General features: G+C 45.2%; 18 protein-coding genes. 4 read left to right on the top strand and 14 right to left on the bottom strand.

Features of this window, described 5'->3' with window-relative positions; translation table 11 throughout:
- Window positions 1-128: 128 nt before the first annotated feature.
- The 10 genes from C1X04_RS06990 to C1X04_RS06945 all read right to left on the bottom strand — a co-directional run bounded on the left by C1X04_RS06990 (window position 129) and on the right by C1X04_RS06945 (window position 10,042).
- Window positions 129-359, bottom strand: a complete 231-nt coding sequence (locus C1X04_RS06990; RefSeq protein ID WP_110571816.1) for a hypothetical protein — start codon at window positions 357-359, stop codon at window positions 129-131.
- Between the two features lie 73 nt (window positions 360-432).
- Window positions 433-1,209, bottom strand: a complete 777-nt coding sequence (locus C1X04_RS06985) for an electron transfer flavoprotein subunit beta (RefSeq protein ID WP_110571815.1) — start codon at window positions 1,207-1,209, stop codon at window positions 433-435.
- On the bottom strand, window positions 1,199-2,497 hold the full coding sequence (locus tag C1X04_RS06980) for an electron transfer flavoprotein subunit alpha/FixB family protein (protein ID WP_137169514.1): 1,299 nt from the start codon (window positions 2,495-2,497) through the stop codon (window positions 1,199-1,201). Before C1X04_RS06980 ends, C1X04_RS06985 begins: the two co-directional genes overlap by 11 nt.
- Window positions 2,494-4,407, bottom strand: a complete 1,914-nt coding sequence (locus tag C1X04_RS06975) for a (Fe-S)-binding protein (RefSeq protein ID WP_110571813.1) — start codon at window positions 4,405-4,407, stop codon at window positions 2,494-2,496. Before C1X04_RS06975 ends, C1X04_RS06980 begins: the two co-directional genes overlap by 4 nt.
- Window positions 4,408-4,589: 182 nt before the next feature.
- Entirely contained in the window at window positions 4,590-6,656 is a 2,067-nt protein-coding gene (dgcA, locus tag C1X04_RS06970) for a dimethylglycine demethylation protein DgcA (RefSeq protein WP_110571812.1), read from the bottom strand.
- A 98-nt stretch (window positions 6,657-6,754) separates the two neighbouring features.
- Window positions 6,755-7,300: a DUF5943 domain-containing protein gene (locus tag C1X04_RS06965; RefSeq protein WP_137169513.1), complete on the bottom strand. Its 546-nt coding sequence runs from the start codon at window positions 7,298-7,300 to the stop codon at window positions 6,755-6,757.
- Between the two features lie 64 nt (window positions 7,301-7,364).
- On the bottom strand, window positions 7,365-8,342 hold the full coding sequence (locus tag C1X04_RS06960) for a dipeptidase (protein ID WP_110571810.1): 978 nt from the start codon (window positions 8,340-8,342) through the stop codon (window positions 7,365-7,367).
- A 279-nt stretch (window positions 8,343-8,621) separates the two neighbouring features.
- Window positions 8,622-9,317, bottom strand: coding sequence for a VC0807 family protein (locus C1X04_RS06955; RefSeq protein ID WP_110571809.1), 696 nt, complete (start codon window positions 9,315-9,317; stop codon window positions 8,622-8,624).
- A 195-nt stretch (window positions 9,318-9,512) separates the two neighbouring features.
- Window positions 9,513-9,803 carry a type II toxin-antitoxin system RelE/ParE family toxin gene (locus C1X04_RS18860; RefSeq protein WP_137169512.1) on the bottom strand — a complete coding sequence of 97 codons (291 nt, stop codon included), beginning with the start codon at window positions 9,801-9,803 and terminating at the stop codon, window positions 9,513-9,515.
- Complete coding sequence (locus tag C1X04_RS06945) at window positions 9,800-10,042, bottom strand: type II toxin-antitoxin system ParD family antitoxin (protein WP_110571807.1); 243 nt, start codon at window positions 10,040-10,042, stop codon at window positions 9,800-9,802. Before C1X04_RS06945 ends, C1X04_RS18860 begins: the two co-directional genes overlap by 4 nt.
- Window positions 10,043-10,213: 171 nt before the next feature.
- Between C1X04_RS06945 and C1X04_RS06940 the strand changes: the two genes are divergently transcribed.
- Window positions 10,214-11,020 carry a M48 family metallopeptidase gene (locus C1X04_RS06940; RefSeq protein WP_110571806.1) on the top strand — a complete coding sequence of 269 codons (807 nt, stop codon included), beginning with the start codon at window positions 10,214-10,216 and terminating at the stop codon, window positions 11,018-11,020.
- A 200-nt stretch (window positions 11,021-11,220) separates the two neighbouring features.
- Here the strand turns inward: C1X04_RS06940 and C1X04_RS06935 are convergent, their stop codons facing one another.
- Window positions 11,221-12,426 (bottom strand): MFS transporter, encoded by a 1,206-nt coding sequence (locus C1X04_RS06935; protein WP_110571805.1) that lies wholly within the window; start codon window positions 12,424-12,426, stop codon window positions 11,221-11,223.
- Between the two features lie 124 nt (window positions 12,427-12,550).
- On the opposite strand from C1X04_RS06935, the gene C1X04_RS06930 reads away from it, so the two are divergent.
- The 3 genes from C1X04_RS06930 (at window position 12,551) to C1X04_RS06920 (ending at window position 15,410) form a co-directional block, all read left to right on the top strand.
- Window positions 12,551-13,537, top strand: coding sequence for an AraC family transcriptional regulator (locus C1X04_RS06930; protein WP_110572805.1), 987 nt, complete (start codon window positions 12,551-12,553; stop codon window positions 13,535-13,537).
- A gap of 115 nt (window positions 13,538-13,652) precedes the next feature.
- A complete protein-coding gene (locus C1X04_RS06925) occupies window positions 13,653-14,717 on the top strand; it encodes an FAD:protein FMN transferase (RefSeq protein WP_110571804.1) in 1,065 nt (354 codons plus the stop codon).
- Window positions 14,718-14,813: 96 nt separating this feature from the next.
- Entirely contained in the window at window positions 14,814-15,410 is a 597-nt protein-coding gene (locus C1X04_RS06920) for a hypothetical protein (protein ID WP_137169511.1), read from the top strand.
- 116 nt (window positions 15,411-15,526) lie between these two features.
- Here C1X04_RS06920 and uxuA read toward each other — a convergent pair whose 3' ends face one another.
- The 3 genes from uxuA to uxaC are packed head-to-tail and all read right to left on the bottom strand — an operon-like array spanning window position 15,527 to window position 19,620.
- The gene (gene uxuA / locus C1X04_RS06915) at window positions 15,527-16,702 is read right to left on the bottom strand and encodes a mannonate dehydratase (protein ID WP_137169510.1); all 1,176 of its coding nucleotides are present in this window, start codon (window positions 16,700-16,702) and stop codon (window positions 15,527-15,529) included.
- A 1-nt stretch (window position 16,703) separates the two neighbouring features.
- Window positions 16,704-18,173: a mannitol dehydrogenase family protein gene (locus tag C1X04_RS06910; RefSeq protein ID WP_110571801.1), complete on the bottom strand. Its 1,470-nt coding sequence runs from the start codon at window positions 18,171-18,173 to the stop codon at window positions 16,704-16,706.
- A 46-nt stretch (window positions 18,174-18,219) separates the two neighbouring features.
- Window positions 18,220-19,620, bottom strand: a complete 1,401-nt coding sequence (gene uxaC, locus C1X04_RS06905; protein ID WP_254682355.1) for a glucuronate isomerase — start codon at window positions 19,618-19,620, stop codon at window positions 18,220-18,222.

Here is a 19,620-nt window from a genome sequence, read left to right as displayed (position 1 = left end):
ATAAACAGATTATATTTCACAGGAAGTGTAAGGATTTTAGAGAGGAAATATCTAAAGGAAAACGTACTTATAAAGCAGCCTTAGTAGCATTGCATCGGTGCTTTATAAGTATCGTAAATTGATGCAGATTAACTAAATGCAGCTATGACACTATATACTTCAGGTAGTACCGTCGTGTTTTCTTTTTGCATTGATAAGCAAAGGTCTTTAATGAAAGGCGTCTGTTCAGGATACTGCTGCAACCAAGACAAAACGGCTTCCTGCACTTCAGGCAAACTTTGCTCTAAAGTAACAGGCGCCCCAAGGGCTATCAGCTTTTCCTTGAAGTCGACTTCATCAATTAAGTCTACAATCATCATAACGCATACCTATATACAAAATGCTTGTTCAGTTAAGCAACAATGGACTAACAGCTTATACCTAAACAGTGGTCTAGCGCACCACTTTTTCTTCTAATAATAAGTCGAATATAGCTTGGGCCTTTTCAGCTGCCGTTTCATTTTTCATGACTTTGCCACCACCGCCAACAGGTTTCGCCGTTGCGGCCTTCATTCGGTCAGCTGCAGTTTTGGCTTTCACTACTTTCAAACGCTTAGGGCGAGGCTTGGCAGCGCTAATTTGCCACGTTGCCATAGCCTCATCCTTCACACTGTTAACATCCAATACTTTAAAATCTGCCCTTAGTCCTGGCCCGAAAGCCGTTTGACGCGCTTCAGCAGCGGCATTATCAACTGTAGCAATAAAAGGCAGGCTGACAATAACCGAACGCCTCTGACCACGAGGTAAAGCCAACAAAACTTCTGCAGCACCCTGTTTTATTGTCAAAATTTCTGCAACGCGAGGCACTAATGGCCAGCCGAGTTGTTCAGCCAATAAATAGGGCAACATACCAGAAGACTCGCCACTTTCGGCACGAACTCCCGTTAGTACTACTTGTGCTTTACTGCTTTTCAAGAAATCAACCAAGATTGGCAAGGCATCGCCATCAGCCGGTTGCGGTAAGACTGTCAACGAATCTAACCCCATACCTGCATATTGACGCAGCACGGGTTCTTGAGCATCACCAGCGTGAACAACTGTTAAAGACTTTTTCGACAGTTTCAAACCTAGCTCAACAGCTCTACCATCTTGCTCAGCACGACGTGATCGACCTGACTGAGGGTGACGACCAATAGAAACCAAAGAAACCACATTAACTTTAGGCGGCATCACTCTTCTCCTGTTCCTTTGATGAATAATGTTCTTGAGCAAGTTTCATCAGTGCTTCCAAAACAGCCTCACTGTCTTCAATAACAGCTAAGTCGGCACGCTTCACCATGTCACAGCCCGCATCGGTATTAATCGCAACCACCTTGTCACACTGCCCAATACCTTGCATATGCTGAATCGCACCAGAAATACCAACAGCCAGATAAACACGTGCCGTAACCCAAGTTCCAGATGCCCCAACTTGGCGAGAACGAGGCATAAAGCCATCGTCTACTGCTACACGACTTGCGCCTTCAGTAGCACGTAGTGCCGCCGCGACCGCATGGAATTGATCCCAATTATGGATACCATTACCAGCCGATAAGATAAACTCAGCTTCCGCTAAAGGCACAGCGTTAGAATCGACTTCAATTTGCCCCTGATCAATCAAGCGATAATTGTCACCGGTATCGACGCTATTAACATCAAATTCTAGATCCAGTACTTGATGTCGAGTATCTTCAATGGCATTGGCACACTCTTCCATCAGCATCAAAATACGTGGTGTTTCTCTACTAATATCACAGCTTCCAGACGCGCCACGGCTTACTGTACTGGTTGCCGTAACTTGCCAAGCTTGCGTTGCTGGACGCTCTCCCAAACGCGATGCTAAACGGCACGCTAAATCAGTGCCACCATGGATACTATCGGGGAACAACCAGTTCTCTGGTTTATATTGAGCTTCTATTTGCATCAAAGCAGATAATCTTGCCTCTGGCGCAAAGCCTTCAAACTCTTGGCCTGTAATATGAAGCAGACGATCGACACCCGCTAAATCAAACTGGGTTTCTTTACTTTCACCAAAACACACTAGTACAACGGCAATATTGCCTTTGTCAGCGGCTTTATTTTCAGCCACAAGTTGATGTGCCAACCCAAGAATGTCTTTGTCATGGCTGGTCAGACGACCGCCAATCATATCGGCTACCACCATAATGTAACCGTCTGGATTATCAACAACATGCAATGGCAGCTGAACTTCTTTCGCTTCGCCAGCGCGTTTTTTACTATTAAGACCAGCAGCTGACAAGTTAGCTCTGTCGATACGCTTGATCCCATTTGGGCCAATAAAGCCAACGACGTGAGGATTTTTACGCAATAGCCCTGTTGGACCACGCACTTCGCCTTGTCCTGCCGATACCACACTGCTATGCAATGGGTGCAAACGGTTACGGGCAATCCATTCAGTTCTTGGATCACGTCTTAGAAGACCGCTTGAAGTCGCCTCAGTTGAGGGAAATTCGCTCATGAGTTCACCTCCTCAGAAAGTTGACTAACAAGAATTTCAGCAATATCTTTTACAACAGGTCTTGGTTCTACAACACCTTCAAGCATAGCAGTACATTGCTGACAACCCACGGCAACCATTTCGGCACCAGTGCTAACCACATCTTCCATACGCATATCTGCAATACGGCGTTCGCCAGGAATATCCGTAATCGGAGCGCCACCGCCACCGCCACAACAACGAGAGCGGTAACCAGAACGTTCCATTTCAGCAACATCAATACCTAAGCTAGCCAACAATTCACGCGGTGCGTCATATTCACCATTGTAGCGGCCCAAATAACACGGATCATGATAAGTAACCTTGCCACCTTTAAAAGTATCTAGCTGTAAACGGCCCTCTTTCACCAAACGATTCAAGAAGGTCGTGTGGTGCAATACTTCAACGCCTTTAAGGGCATCAGAACCAAAGTCACCGTATTCATTTTTCAAACAATGAAATGCATGCGGGTCTGTCGTTACGATTGTTTTAAAGCTGTATTTCGACAACGTCGCCAAGTTACGCTTTGCCAAACTTTGGAAAGCCGCATCGTCACCTAATCGACGAGCAACATCACCACTGTCTAGCTCTTCATCACCCAAGATCGCAACGTCAATATTTGCTGCTTTCATTAGTTTCACAAACGCACGTAAAATTCGCTGACTGCGCATATCAAAGGCACCATCAGACACCCAGAACAACACATCCGCTTGCTTCACATCTTTCATCAAATTCAGGTTTTGGTCTGCCGCCCAGTGAGTTCGGCTCGCTGGCGAGTAACCATTCGGGTTATCTGTAGCGATAATGTTTTCCAGAACTTGAGCACCTTTGTTTGGTGTCTCGCCCTTTTCTAGGGTCAAGAAACGACGCATATCAACAATGGCGTCCACATGTTCGATCATCATCGGGCACTCTTCTACGCAAGCACGACATGTCGTACATGACCAAAGCGTATCTGAGCTGATCAAACCATTAGTGATAATCTGGTCCGGTGCACCTTTCGCGTTACCAACGTCCACACCAGGGTAAGGACTACCTGCATACTTTGCATCCGTACCACCAGCAAAACCTACCACCATGTCTTGAATAAGTTTCTTGGGATTCAATGGCTGACCTGCTGCGAATGCTGGGCAAACCGCTTCACAACGACCGCACTGTACACAAGCATCAAAACCTAATAATTGGTTCCATTTGAAATCCGTAGGTTTCGCAACGCCATGGGATGCCTCACCTAAAACAGCCGGTTTCAAGCCAGTGGAACGGCCACCACCAAAGCGTTCTGGACGACGGTGAAAAGCAAGATGCAAAGCCCCTGCAAAAGCGTGCTTCATTGGCCCGCCCCACGTCATGCCAAACAGCATTTCACTTAGGCTCATTAAAATAAGAACAGACAATACAAGCGTAAGTACCCAACCACCCGTTCCTTCAGGAAGAATTCCTGCAGCAGGTAAAGTCAGTACAAAAAAGGTGATAGAAAAAGTCAGTAGGCTTTTCGGCAAGCGCATCCACGGACCTTTAGAAAGGCGCGATGGCGGGTTCATGCGGCGCTTATAAACAAACAAAGCACCACAAAACATCAATACCAAAGCCGCTAGTAGCGCCCAAGCAAGAATTTCGCTCTTAACGCCAAATAGGTGAACAAACAGTACTAGCACCATGGCTAAGACGAAACCACCACCCGTTGCAACGTGTGTACGAGACATGTATTTATCCCGTTCTACAACATGGTGAAGGTCATGCAAATAGCGTTTTGGCATCGCCAGCAAACCAGCCAGAATATTGACTTTTTCAGCCTGTCCTGCGCGCCATAAATTCATGCGGCGGATAGCACCAATCCCCGCTAGCACAAGAAGAAAACCAATCAAAGTTGGAGGTAACCAATCAAGAATCATGATGAGTCCTCATCATTATAAATACAGAAGGCACATACAGTATTTACTCATATATGCATTAGCGATTTAACGAACCCAGTAAAGACAAGGCAAAAATGAACAAGAAAGCTCAGCTAGTAACAATAAAAGAACATTTCGAGTTCATTTTTAACCAGGTATTTACGAGCGCAGTAATCGCTCCCCTACAAGTCTTTGCAAAGGCGAAGAGCATCATACATAGCAGCATGAACGTTACGCTGAGAGACACAGTCTCCGAGACGCCACAAGATCATGCCCTCATCTGATCCACCTTCAAGCACTGGCTGAGGCTTAATATCAAACAAAGCTTCGTTATCAATTTGGCCTTTATTACGAGAACTTGATTTTAGTGCGTAGTACAACTCTTCGTTTGGACGCGTACCGTTCTCAATCACGACTTGATCAACCACACGTTCTTCTTTCTGTGCAGTGTACTCATTTTCAAGCACAGCCACTAAGCTGTTGCCTTCACGATATACTTTGTCTAACAGCATATCGGACGTCATGATAACTTCACGCTCGTACAAAGAACGGTAGTAAGTTGGGAACGTCGTACCGCCAACACCAACACCAGGTTTAATATCGTCAGTCACCAATTCAACCAAAGAGCCTTTAGACGCCAAATAATCGGCTGCAGACATACCTGAGAATTCACAAATAGTGTCGTATACCAAGACATTTTTGCCTGGTTCAACCGCACCACTCAGAATATCCCAAGAAGAAACAACCAAACCTTCAGCAGCGCCCCACTCTTCATTCTGTTCGATAAATGGACGACCACCAGTCGCCAAGATACATACATCTGGGTTCAACTCTTTAACCATGGCTTCATCCGCTGACGTATTTAGACGTACGTCAACGCCTAGGCGCTCCACTTCCATCACTAACCAACGAGTAATACCCGCAATTTGATCACGCTGAGGCGCTTTGGCCGCATAGACTAACTGACCACCTAGCTCACTTGCTTTCTCAAGCAAAGTCACTTTATGACCACGTTCCGCTGCAACACGTGCCGCTTCAAGACCGCCAGGGCCGCCACCGACAACGAGCACATTACGAATGACACCCGTTGTTTTTTCGATAACATGTGGCAAGCCCATGTACTCACGAGATGTTGCCGCATTCTGGATACACAACACGTCCAAACCTTGGTACTGACGGTCGATACAGTAGTTTGCACCCACACACTGACGAATCTGATCAACCTGATCCATCTTGATTTTGGCAATAAAGTGCGGATCAGCAATATGAGCACGAGTCATACCAACAAAATCGACATAACCTGCTTCAAGAATACGCTTCGCTTGGTTCGGATCTTTGATATTTTGCGCATGGATTACTGGAACATTAACGACTTCTTTGATGCCAGCAGCCAAATATAAAAACGGCTCAGGCGGATAGCTCATATTTGGAATAACGTTGGCCAAAGTATTGTGAGTATCACAACCAGAACCAACCACACCAAAGTAATCCACCATGCCTGTCGCATCGTAGTATTGGGCAATTTTCTTCATTTCTTCATGGCCCAAGCCATCAGGATGGAACTCATCACCCGTGATACGCATACCAACGACAAAGTCAGGACCCACTTCAGCACGAACAGCTTTAAGCACTTCCATGCCAAACTTCATACGGCCTTCAAACGTTCCGCCCCATTCATCGGTACGCTTGTTTACACGTGGCGACCAAAATTGGTCAATCATGTGTTGGTGAACAGCAGACAGTTCTACACCATCCAATCCACCTTCTTTGGCACGGCGAGCTGCTTGAGCAAAATCACCAATAACACGCCACATTTCTTCAACTTCAATGGTTTTACAAGTTGCACGGTGAACTGGTTCACGAATACCAGAAGGAGACATTAGGTTAGGCCAGTTTTCACCATCCCAGCGAGAACGACGACCCATGTGAGAAATCTGGATCATAATCTTGCCACCATGCTTATGAACCGCATCAGCAAGATTTTGGAAATGAGGAATGATGCGATCTGTCGAAAGATTGACCGAACTCCACCAGCTTTGCGGGCTGTCAATAGACACCACACTAGAACCACCACATATACACAGACCACAGCCACCTTTGGCTTTTTCTTCGTAATATTTCACGTAACGGTCTGTTGTCATGCCGCCATCAGTAGCATATACCTCAGCATGAGCCGTACTGACAATACGATTGCGGATGGTTAATTTATTAATATTTAGTGGTTCGAACAACGCATCATACTGGGACATAACATCCTGCCTTCTTGAAAACGACGTGTAACTTTTACTGATTACGATCACCACCTGCCCGTGGCAATCGCATCTTCGTGGTTTAGGTTAAAAAGATTCTAAAGTGGTGACACTTGGAAATACCCAACATCACAGCCTTCTTCTGCTGCGCTTTGAGTCTGAATCGCCTTGGTGCGAACCGCCAATCCATTGCTTTCTGCAATTTGATCTAGCGCCCCAGCAAACCAACCTGTGAACATGTAATCCACTTTACGATTCACTTTTTTACCGTGAATTTTTTCGTAGTGATAAACAAAAGCGGAATTCTCTAAACGCACTTTCGCAGTGCCTTTTTCAACATCCAACTCTTCTGTAATAAAGAAGCCCCAACCACGTTGCGACAAACGTCTCAAGTAGTGGTGCCAGATCTCTTCGCCATAAATACCGTGGCAAGCTGATTCCTGCTCACACCAGTAATAAGCTGACTTATAACCCGCCTTATAAAGAATCTCAGCGTAACGTTCTTCGCCGATTTCATCTTCGATTCCCATGTGGTTGTTCACAAAAAAGTGGCGAGGTACATACAGCATTGGAAGTGCATCTGTACTCCAAACTCCGGTTTCGCTATCAACTTCTATAGGCATCTCTGGTGCATGAACAGTCATATCTAATTCCTTAAATTCTTTGTGTTATAACCAAACCCTGCAAAGCGTTACGAGCGCTGTAGCTTTATTCGCCCCAAACTTCTTTTAATAGATTTACCCAGTTTTCACCCATAATCTTCTGTACCTGACGCTCGCTGAAGCCATGCTTCAACAGCGCCTCGGTCAAATTCGGGAAATCACCTACAGTACGCATACCCAGTGGATTGATGATCTCACCAAAGCGAGTCAAGCGACGGGCATAGCCTTTATCGTGAGTTAGGTATTCGAAGAAATCGTAGCCGTGACCTTGAGTAAAGTCAGTGCCAATACCGATCGCATCTTCACCAACGATGTTGTAGATGTATTGAATGGCTTCTACATAATCATCGACTGTTGCATTGATGCCGGCTTTTAAGAAAGGAGCAAACATGGTGACACCAACAAAACCGCCATTATCAGCAATGAACTTCAATTCTTCGTCTGTACGGTTACGTGGATGCTCTTTCAAACCTGCTGGAAGGCAGTGTGAATAGGCAACGGGTTGTTTGGATTCGATGATGACTTCTTTCGCAGTATTTGGACCAACATGAGATAGGTCACACAACATACCAACACGGTTCATTTCCGCGACAATTTCACGGCCGTAACCAGACAAACCGCCGTCACGTTCGTAACAACCCGTACCAACCAAGTTTTGTGTGTTGTAGCACATCTGCACAATACCAACGCCAAGGTCTTTAAAGATTTGTACGTAACCAATTTGGTCTTCAAATGCATGAGCGTTTTGAAAGCCCATCATTACACCTGTTTTACCTTCAGCTTTCGCTCGGTGAATGTCTTTTGTCGTGTAGACTTTGGTTAGCAAATCACTGTTGGCTTCGATCAATTGATTCATCTCGACAACATTGCGCACCGTGCCTTCAAAGTTTTCCCAGAACGACACAGTACAATTCGCTGCGGTCAGCTTACCTTTCGCCATGTCTTCAAATAGCTCACGGTTCCACTTCGCACAAATCAAACCGTCAATAATAATAGACTTATCATGTAACTCTGCTGCGTTCATTGTTCTGTCCTTTAGGGCTATTAAGCAATGAACTCAGTGTAATTTTTCGGCTAGTAGGAGAACTAGCTGGAAACGACTAGAGCAACACTAAAACCGACTAGGTTATTGCGTCGCTTTCAAACCCATTTTAAAGAAAGAGTCATTAAGTACTGGGTAAGGGACTTAAGAGAGGATTTAGAGGGCAAACACCTCTTTATTAAACGCTTTTCAGATCCATAGCGTTTTGAATAAAAAGGTGTGTGAGCCACTAAATGTGTTTGGAAGATGTCTGTGAAGGGATTATTTTTTAACGATTAAGTCTTCTAGCTTCAATCCTGTGGCTTTTTGGATGCTGCGCCATAGGTAATAAAATATCGCCATTAGCATGATCATGGATGGAATAGCGATCATTGGGTAGCTGTATAAGGTCATCTGCCCCAGTTCTTCGTTAAAGGCTTCCGTTCCTGCTGGACTGGTAACGATCCATTTCGCCAAGACATAATTCATTGTCGCAGAAAAGGCAAAAGAGCCTGCAATGAAATACGTGGCTTTCATTAATCGCTTTTCAAACATTTCTGTACTGTTGTTTTCTTCAAGCTTTTGCTTAATGGTTTCAACGTCCATGATCGCAGCGTTAAAGAACATCGCTCGCACCAAAGGATACGGTGTAAATGTCGAGATCAAAACGGCCACCCCAATAACCGCAGGAATCGCTGCTTCTTTAATCGCCAGCCATTTATTGTCTAACTCGAACAAGCCAATACTGCCTGTCAGCAACACACTGAACAAACCCAACAAGGCAATGAAGTTGAACTTCCTGTACTTAACTAACTCATAAATCCCCCAGCCTAGGGGAAACGCCAACGCTGCGATTAAACCGCCAGTCGTACCTAGCTTATCTTCACCACTTAACTTCATCAAAATAAAAGATGGCAAAATGACACTAACAATAAGATCCACCATTGGACGTGGCTTGTGTTCGGGCGTGTTACTCATATTCTCTGTTTCCAAGTTTAATTCAAATTCTAATGGCGACTATCATAAAGGAAAAATACACATGGTGGTGAATAGACAATGATTTTTGATAGAAGTGCCAAGGATTTGTGGATTTCATCCTTTGGTTCCATTCGAATGCTTAGTATTCCCGACCTTTATATAATCACTATACCTACTGTTATTCGGCCAGCAACCTCAAAACTTCGACTCGACATCCATGCTTTTATGAAGTACCCGAACAATAAAGATTGAGTCCCTTTGAATTTCATAAAATATAGTATGGCTTTGATGTTGGTGTTTCCGTAAGCCTGAAGCTATATAGTCACATTGCGTACCTGATATAGGGTTATCTGCTAAAAAAAGCATCGTTGCATCTAATTCTTTGATGTAAGTTCTACGCTTGTCTGAACCCCATACTTTCTGTGTATAGGTAGCTATTTTCTTAATGTCGGCACGTGCCGCGTTCGACAAAGTAAACAAATTCATTTACCCAATTCGTCATCAAGCTCTTTCATCAAGCCTTCATAGCTGTATTCGGCAGTGCCACTAGCAACACCTTCTTGTATTAAGCTTTGCAGTGCTTTAAGTTTTTGATCATCATCTTCAAGTTTACGCAATCCAGCACGGATGACTTCACTAGCGGAGGCGTATCGCCCATCTGCTATTTGCTGTGCAATAAACTGATCAAAATGACTACCTAAACTAATGCTTGTATTTTTAGGCATTCCTTCCTCCTTCTGTACCAATAGTTGGTATATTTTGGTACAGAGAGTGTAGTAAGTCAAAATAAAGGATAAGACGAACAAACCACACTAGCCCCAGTTGCTTATAATAAAACCCCTTCTCTATAATGGCAGGCATATCAAACAGTCCATTACAAAGAAGGCGGTTTTATAATGGTGTTTAAGAAGGTTTCTTTAAAGATAGCGATGGCGGCGGCTTTGGCTGTGATGGTCGGTTGTAGTTCATCACCAACAGGGCGCAAACAGTTTGCCGTGCTGCCTGATAGCCAGATGAATGAGATGGGCGTTCAATCTTTCACGGAAATGAAGAAAGAAATACCGGCTTCATCTGATGCTAAATTGCGCGAGCAAGTTCAATGTGTGGCAGATTCATTAATTGCGGTGTTGCCAGAAAAGTATCGCAACCAAGACTGGGAAGTGGTGCTGTTTAACGATGAACAAGTGAATGCATTTGCCTTACCTGGATACAAAGTTGGTATTTATACGGGACTTTTGACTGTTGCAGAAAACCAATCACAATTAGCCGCTGTGGTCGGTCATGAATTAGCCCATGTTATTGCCCGCCACGGTAACGAACGCGTGTCGACTCAGTTGGCAACAAGCCAAGCTTTGGCGTTGGGGTATCAATTGAGTGGTGAAGAGTCGCCAGAAAAAATAGCCATCTTCCAAGCGCTAGGCATAGGAGCGCAAGTAGGCATTATTTTACCCTTTAGCCGCTCTCATGAGTCTGAGGCAGATTTACTTGGCCTAAGCTATATGGCAAAAGCGGGCTTTGATCCACGAGAAAGCGTTCAATTATGGCGTAATATGAGTGCAGGAGGTGAAAGCAAAGCACCGGAGCTGCTATCTACTCACCCTTCCAACTCCACTCGCATTAAAGATTTGCAGGCAAATTTAAGTAAAAACCTACCAATTTATGAAGACTTAGTCGCCCAGAATAAAACGGCTAAGTGTTACTAGCGTCTGCCCTAAACATCTTGGTTAATAGATAAAGTACTAACATCCAAAAAGATAAAGGAACCGAGGAGCACTTGCTACTCGGTTCCTTGTGACAATTTACTTTTATTTTAACCCGTCCCCGTCTATTCCGTATTTATTAGCAATACACACACTTTCAAGTCGACTTATAACGATAGCCCAATAGATAGAAGATGTTTGAATTAAATGGCTTTTGCGGCTGCAGAGGGCTTAACCCTCAAGCCGATTGAGACAAACAAGGAAGCCGCCAACAGTATCAATGCAGCGATACTAAAGACCCCCAAAGCACCACTTGCATCAAACACCAATCCGCCCGCTGCAGCACCGGTTGCAATCCCTACTTGAATAGCCGCAACCAAAAGCCCACCACCACTTTCAGCTTCGTCCGGTACACTACGTGTAATCCAGGTAGACCAACCGACAGGCACGCCACCAAACGCCATACCCCAAATCGCTACCAATACAGCAGTTGGAGCAATAGCGCCCTGAATGCTGACCATCCCGATTCCTGCTAAGCCAATGATCAATGGTGCAAGCGTTAAAGTAAGACGCAGAGATCGCGCAATTAACACACCGGCTAAGTGAGTCCCAATGAAGTTCGCCACGCCAAAACCTAATAAGATGCCAGAAATACCAGCCGTAGCCACGCCTGTTACGTTTTCAAGAAAGGGTCGGACATAAGTAAATAAAGCGAAGTGCCCCGTAAAAATAAGCACCAGCATTATTAGGCCAAACTTCATTCGAGGTCGATTCATCACTGCTAACAATGTACCCAATGTCGCTCGCCCACGAGGAGGCATTTTCGGTAAGGTCGCAAGCTGGACGAAAAGAACCATAACCCCTAGTAAAGCAACAAGCCAAAAGACATTACGCCAGCCAATAGTACCACCGAGGTAGCTGCCAAGCGGCGCCGCAAAAATCGTCGCGGCCGACACCCCACTAAACATAATAGCCAACGCACGAGGAATGTCTTTATCGGGAACCAAGCGCATAACGACAGCGGCCGCCATGGTCCAGAAACCACCCAGTGCAATACCAAGTAACACCCTACCGGCCAACAGCAAGAAGAAATTTGGAGCAAGCGCAACCAAAGCGCTTGAGATAATTAATAGCACAGAGAAGCCCAGCAATACGTATCGACGATCTATTCTGCGGGTCACAGTAGCCGTTAAAAGGCTGGCGACCACCGCCAAAATAGCAGTAGCCGAAACCGCTTGACCAGCCATACCTTCGGTAATGGAAAGGTCTGACGCCATCGGAGTAAGAAGGCTAGCAGGCAAAAACTCTGCCGTGACCAACCCAAAAACACCTAACGTCATCGCTATCACAGCCCACCAGGCAGGTGTTTCTTTTGTCTGCATGGACGGCTCATTTATGGTATTCGTCATTGAAAATCCTCTAGATATAAATGTTTGTACATTGCCTATCGAACAATATGCACAGAATAATATGGACAGGCCAGACGATATATACCAATATATCTTAAATTTATACCATATCGTCCGGAGCGCTATGCAACTTTCCACGCAAAACAACATCACCAATAAAACCCAACACGACATGGTAAACGAGCTTCTGTCCGGTGTTCGCCTTAAAGGCCTTGAATACCGACGTATCGAAATTTCAGCGCCATTTGGCCTGAAATATGGAGAAGGAGCCGATACAAAATTGGCGTACTTTCATTTTATCGGCCAAGGCTCAGTATTACTTCGAACCAAGAGTGGCGCAGTACAAGAGCTTGCCTGTGGCGATGCTGTATTGTTGCCTTGCGCTGGAGCGCACGATATTTATAGCGAAGACGGCGTGCCATTAGTCAGTATCGATGCCTTTGAAAAAGTATCGCTGTGTGATGCCTCCTCTGAAATCCGTGCTTGTGATACCGAAATCTGTAGATCAAAAGACAACTTTATTTTCAGTTGTGCGATGGAGTTCAACTTAGGCTGGCTTCATCCATTAGCCCATTTGAAGCCCGAAGTCATGCATATTGAAACCGTGCCCGATTATGACCCTCAAATCCCGGCCATTCTTGATGTCATGACCAAAGAACTAAAGGCAAAACGACCTGGATATAGCGTCATTTTAACAAGGCTTGCCGATGTCGTGGCCGCTGCGATTTTACGTCGTTGGGTAGAAGTTGGATGCGATGTGTGCGGCTGGGTTGAAGCCATGCGCGACCCCAAATTGGCACAGGTTTTATCCGCCCTACACCATGACCCAGGTCGACAATGGTCGGTAGCAGATATGGCTTGTGAGATGGGCGTTTCACGTTCTGTCTTTGCTGAGCGCTTTACCGAATTAACCCATTCCACACCACAGCAATATCTAGGCAATCTGCGCATGCGGCTCGCAAGCCAATGGATCAGCCAAGACAACCTGAATCTTGACGAAATCGCAGATCGCCTTGGCTATAGCTCAACAGCATCGTTTAGTCGAGCCTTCAAACGAATGACAGGTATATCCCCCGGCGCGGTTAGAAATGGCCTGCTTCCAGAACTTTGAAAACAAAAGTAGAACAACAAAATGCACATAAGTGTGGATGATAAGCTGGTTGATAGAGTTGATCATAATCCACTGGTAAACTTACTGAATTTACTTTTCATAAGGCTTAAATCACATGTCTACTTCGATAAAATCTGGTTTTAATGTAACCAGGGTTGCGGGCTTTAGTACTATTCTGATGACAACGTTTTTAGTGGGTTGCAGTGAGCCACCAAAACTGGAAACGGTTGAAGGCTATGCCCAAGGCACAACCTATCAAATCAGCTTTTGGTCTGAAGACGCGGTTCCAGTAACAGAGGTACAAGCTGCATTTAACGATACTCTTGCCCAGATTGATAAAGAACTTTCTACTTATCGTCCAGATTCTTTCATTTCCGAGTTCAACCGCAGCCCTTCTGTGGCCTGGCAACCTGTTTCTCAAGACTTTGTCGAACTGGTTCAAATCGCCCAAGACATACACGCGAAATCAGAAGGTTGTTACGACCCGACTATTGGGCCTTTGTTTGATCTATGGGGGTTCAAAACCGACCAACTTCATGTGCCAACACCAGAAGAACTCACAGCTCTGAAAGCAGAAATAGGCATAGATAAAGTTGAAATCGATGAAGAAAATATGCGCGTGCGTAAAACGCGTCCTTTCTTACAGCTTGATTTTTCTTCTATGGGCGAAGGTTACACCATTGGCAAGTTAAGTCATGTATTAGAATCCAAAGGCTACGATAATTACATGGTGCAATTTGGTGGCGATATGAAAATCAAAGGACACAAGCCAAATGGCGACAAATGGCGAGTGGCCATTCAAAGTCCAATCCCTTCTACTGAAGGTGGTCCAAAAGTTTATAAAGTCATAACGGTCAAAAATGAAGATGGCGTCACACTGGATACATCAGGCACTTATAACCGTCACTTCGACGATAATGGCGTGGAGTATTCGCACATAATCAACCCAAGCACAGGCAAGCCAATCACTCATGACCTTGTCTCGGCATCGGTATTTGGCACCGACCCTAGAATAAGCGATGCATGGGCAACCACCATGTTGTGCCTTGGCCCAGTGGAAGGCGCAAAAATCGCCAAAGAGGAAAACTTAGACGTCTTCTTTATCGAAAGAAAGAACGACAAGTTGGTGAACTCCAGCAGTGCCGCTTTGCTCAAAACAGACAAAGTGAAATTTGATTAAAAAGCGAGCAGGTGTAATGCTTGTTACTACTGCTCGCCTTATGCGAGACTATTTTCCTCCCATTTAGAAATGGCAAGATCGTAAGGAAAAAACGCTATGGAAAAGCTTGTATTGGTATACCTAGTTTCGGTACTCATGGCTGGCTGCGTAGGTAATGAAAGCTATACCAAAATTGGGAATTATTTCAATGGCAGCGACGAAAGCCCTGTCACAGAAATCGAAGATGCCGAGAGCGAAGGTAACGACACAGAAAACAATCCTGACGACCCCGAAAAAGTATACAACGCCACCGTGACGACCAGTGACCTTGAAGGCTCTTGGAGAAAGTCATGCGGGCATGTAGACGGTGAAGCGCACTATGATATCGTTACGTTATCCTTCAGTCGTAGCGAATTCACCACTGATATAAAAAACTACCTTGATGCTGGCTGCACTAGCCCCTTACCTGGGGCTCCGAATCCTACATCATTTAGCAAATTCACGTTGGGAAACGGCATTATGCTGAGTGATGGCACTATCGTCACCGAAGTCGATAGTCGCACTATGCGATATGATGGCGCCCACTTCTACCCTGAAGAACACAACATCATTTATATCAAGAACGACAATCTCTACACTGGAGCTGATGACCAAGATACGTTACAGAGACCAACCAGACTCGACTATAAGCGTCCTTTCCATAGAATAAACTAGCCTACAGTCAGCCATTCTTGCTGCTGCCTTGCATTAATTTGTTAAAACTTGGATAAAACAAAAAGACCGAATAGCAAACTATTCGGTCTTTTTTTACCCATTCTATTCAGCTTAAATTAAAGCGTACTCTTAAGACCTAACTCTAAACCACGAACTTCCGCCAAGCCTTTCATTCGGCCTAGTTTCGAGTAACCCGGTTTCGAGTTTTTATCTAGGTCATTCAGGATTTGATGACCATGGTCTGGTCTCATTGGGATCAGGCTCGGTGCGTTGTTGTCGTTACGCTTTTTCTCTTCTACAAGAAGCGCGCGAACCACGCCAACCATGTCTACGTCACCACCAAGGTGGGACGCTTCATGGAAGCTACCTGCCACTTCTTCACGTTTAGTGGATCTTAAATGCGTAAAGAAGATGTTTGAGCCAAAGCGTTGCACCATGTCGACCAAGTCGTTATCAGCACGAACTCCATAAGAACCAGTACAAAGAGTAATACCGTTTACAGGACTTGGCACTGCACCAAGCAACCATTCGATATCGTCTTTGACAGAGACAACGCGTGGTAAACCAAGAATTGGACGTGGTGGATCATCTGGATGAATCGCTAAACGTAAACCGCCTTGTTCTGCGGCTGGCACAATTTCTTCCAAGAAAAGCTTCAAGTGTTCACGAAGTTTGTCTTTGTCGATACCATCGTATTCGTCTAATTTAGAACGAAACTGCTCTAGAGTGTAGCTCTCTTCTGAACCAGGAAGACCTGCAATGATATTCGCCACTAGACGGTTCTTATCTTCTTCTTTTAGGTTTTCAATAAAGATTTTTGCTTGGGCTTTTTCTTCATCGCTGTATTCAGATTCTGCCCCTTTACGCTCTAGAATATAAAGTTCAAACGCCGCAAACGCAGTTTGATCGAAACGCAACGCACGCGAGCCATCAGGCAATGCATAATCCAAATCCGTACGCGTCCAATCCAACACTGGCATAAAGTTGTAACATACCGTATCGATTCCACATTCAGCCAAATTCAGCAGGGTTTGCTTGTAGTTTTGAATGTACTCTTTGTAGTTACCAGTGCGCTTTTTAATGTCTTCATGCACTGGCACACTTTCTACCACAGACCAGCGCAGTGAATGCGATTCGATCATTTCCTTACGAGCTCTGATCGCCTCTACTGGCCAAACGTCACCATTAGGAATTTCATGCAACGCGGTCACAACACCCGTCGCGCCTGTTTGACGAATATCCGTCAACGTTGTTTCATCGTTTGGTCCAAACCAACGCCAAGTATGTTCCATTTTATCCTCCGAAATTCGCAGTGTTGTTATTGAATGACAGACATTCCACAACACCACTTGAAATAAGTGTTTTGTAAGCGCTCAGCACAGCAACAGAGAATGCCTCGTTTTGGCTGAGTGTATTTGAAAATATATCGTTCAATTTTAGAGCTTCGTGTACCAATGATTCTGGGTCTGAACAGCGAGCATGGAGCTCACTTAATGTCTGTGCCATTGGGTCATCAACTTGATGTTTATTGCCATCAAGGTCTTCGCCACGTACATAGAACAACCACGCCGCCACGCCTAATGCGGTCGCAGCAAGACTGGATCTGGTAGCTAAGCGTTCTTCTGCGCCACTCAACCAGCGTTGCGGGATCTTCTGTGATCCATCCATCGCTATTTGTGACAACTGATGCTGCAGGCTGTCATTGGCAAATCGGCTGATCAAACTATCAATGTAAGCCTGTACTTGCACCTCTTCAGGTAAATCCAAGGTAGGCGAGGCTTCAACACTCATATAGTGACGAATTAAGTTAGCGAATTTTTCATCCGCTACCGCTTGTGCAACTGTTTGATGTTTGGCTGCTAAACCAACATACGCCAACAAAGAATGACTCCCGTTCAACAGACGAAGCTTCATAGTTTCAAATGGATGTACATCTGCCACCATTTGTACGCCATCTTCTTCCCAGTCTGGGCGACCTTGTGGGAAGTTGTCTTCGACAACCCATTGGCTAAAGGCTTCACACATGACGGCATTTTCATCGTCACACTGCAGTTCTGACTGCAAGCGTTCACGAGAAGCGTCCGACATAGCTGGTACGATTCTGTCAACCATAGAGCTAGGGAAAGCAACGTTATCTTGAATCCATTGGGCGAACTCAGTAGAACGGTGCTCAGCTAATCCACACACAGCTTGACGGGTCAAGCTGCCATTATTGGGCATATTGTCACAAGACAAGACAGTAAACGCTGGCAAGCCAGATTCTTTTCTGCGATACAAGGCTTCAACTAAAATTCCAGGCGCCGTTTTCGGTGCTGTGGGATTCTGTATGTCATGCTGAATACTTGGATCATCTAGACGCAATGTTTTATCGGCTGGCGCCAAGTAATAGCCCTTCTCGGTCACGGTTAAAGTGACGATCTTGGTCTTTGGCGACACCAGTTTTTCAAACAAAGGTTCTTTATCAGTGCCCGCAAATAAAGCGTCACGAATCGCGTTGACTTCTCGCAACTCGACATTCTGACTATCCTGATATTCGGCAATATGATATCGACAATTATTGGCTTTCAGCTGATCAACCAACTGGGTATTCGAGCGAATATTAACGGCACAAATTCCCCAATCACCACCTTGGTGACGATTAAGATTTTTTTCGATATAAACTGCTTGATGGGCACGATGAAAAGCCCCCAATCCAATATGAACAATGCCAACATCTACCTTGTCTGGCGCATATAAGGTATTTGTTGTTTTTATGCTAATCATGATGGTTCCTTAGGTTGTAACGATAAAATAGCGCAGCCTTACGAGATTAATTCTGGAAGCCAAAGTACTTCTTAGCGTTTTCAGAACAAATTCCTTCCACCATGCCACTTAATAGCGCCATATCTGCAGGAGCCTCACCACGCTCAACCCAACCACCAATCATGTCGCACAACAAACGACGGAAATACTCATGACGGGTATAGGACAAAAAGCTACGAGAGTCGGTTAGCATACCGACAAATTGGCTCAACAAGCCCATTTGAGCCACACTGGTAAGCTGGCGCTGCATGCCATCCAGTTGATCGTTAAACCACCAGCCAGAACCAAATTGCACCTTGCCTGCAATGCCGCCACCTTGGAAGTTACCCGCCATGGTTGCCAGCATTTCATTATGAATTGGATTCAAGCAGTAAAGGATGGTTTTTGGTAGTTCATCAGTCTGATCTAAAGCATTCAAGAATCCAGACAATGGCTCTGCGTAAGCGCGATCATCCATAGAGTCAAAACCAGAATCACCACCAACCAGTTTGAACATTCTGGATGAATTGTTTCGGCGCGCACCAATGTGCAACTGCATCACCCAGCCTTTTTTAGCGTATTGCTTGCCTAACCACACTTGAACGGCGCTGGAAAATTGCGCTATTTCAAGTTCGGTTAGCGGTTGCTCATTAACGCGTTTGGATAGAATAGAATCCAATTCAGCTTCGCTTGGTTCGTTAGCAAAGCGCATGATTTCAATACCGTGATCGGCACTACGACAACCATGAGCATCAAATACTTCTAGACGTTGCGCTAAGGCATCAATCAGATCTTTAAAGCGAACAATGTTTATGTCGGCAGCTTTACCCAGTTTGTTTAAGTAATCTTTGAAGCCAACATGATCGACTTTAAAAGCGCGATCAGGTCGCCAGCTTGGCGTCACAGCAATGTCAAAACTGCTGTCGTTAGCGATAAACTTATGGTGTTCAAGGCTATCCGCTGGGTCATCCGTGGTGCCAACCATTTTCACATTCATTTGCTGCATAATGCCACGTGCGAAAAACTCTGGTTGCTGCAACATATCATTGCACTGCTCCCAAATAGCGTCGGCTGTTTTTGGAGAAAACAGCACATCTGTGACGCCAAATGGACGGCGCAACTCTAGGTGAGTCCAATGGTAAATTGGATTGCCTATGCACTGAGGGACAGTTTTAGACCAAGCTTGGTATTTTTCTTTAAAGCTAGCGTCTCCGGTGATTAAACGCTCTTCCATACCTGCGGCGCGCATAGCGCGCCACTTGTAATGGTCACCTTCCAACCAGATCTCGCCAAGGTCGCTAAAACGGCGATTCTCAGCAATCTCTTGAGGGCTTAGATGGCAATGGTAATCGTAGATTGGTTGCTCAGCCGCGTAGTCATGATAAAGACGCTTGGCCGTTTCCGTTGTAAGCAAAAAATCTTCTGTCAT

It is taken from the genome of Marinomonas sp. FW-1 (assembly GCF_005222245.1).
In the GTDB taxonomy this organism is placed as follows: Bacteria; Pseudomonadota; Gammaproteobacteria; order Pseudomonadales; family Marinomonadaceae; genus Marinomonas; species Marinomonas alcarazii.
Note: the sequence above shows the minus strand (reverse complement) of the source record. Positions and strands in the feature narration are given on the sequence as shown.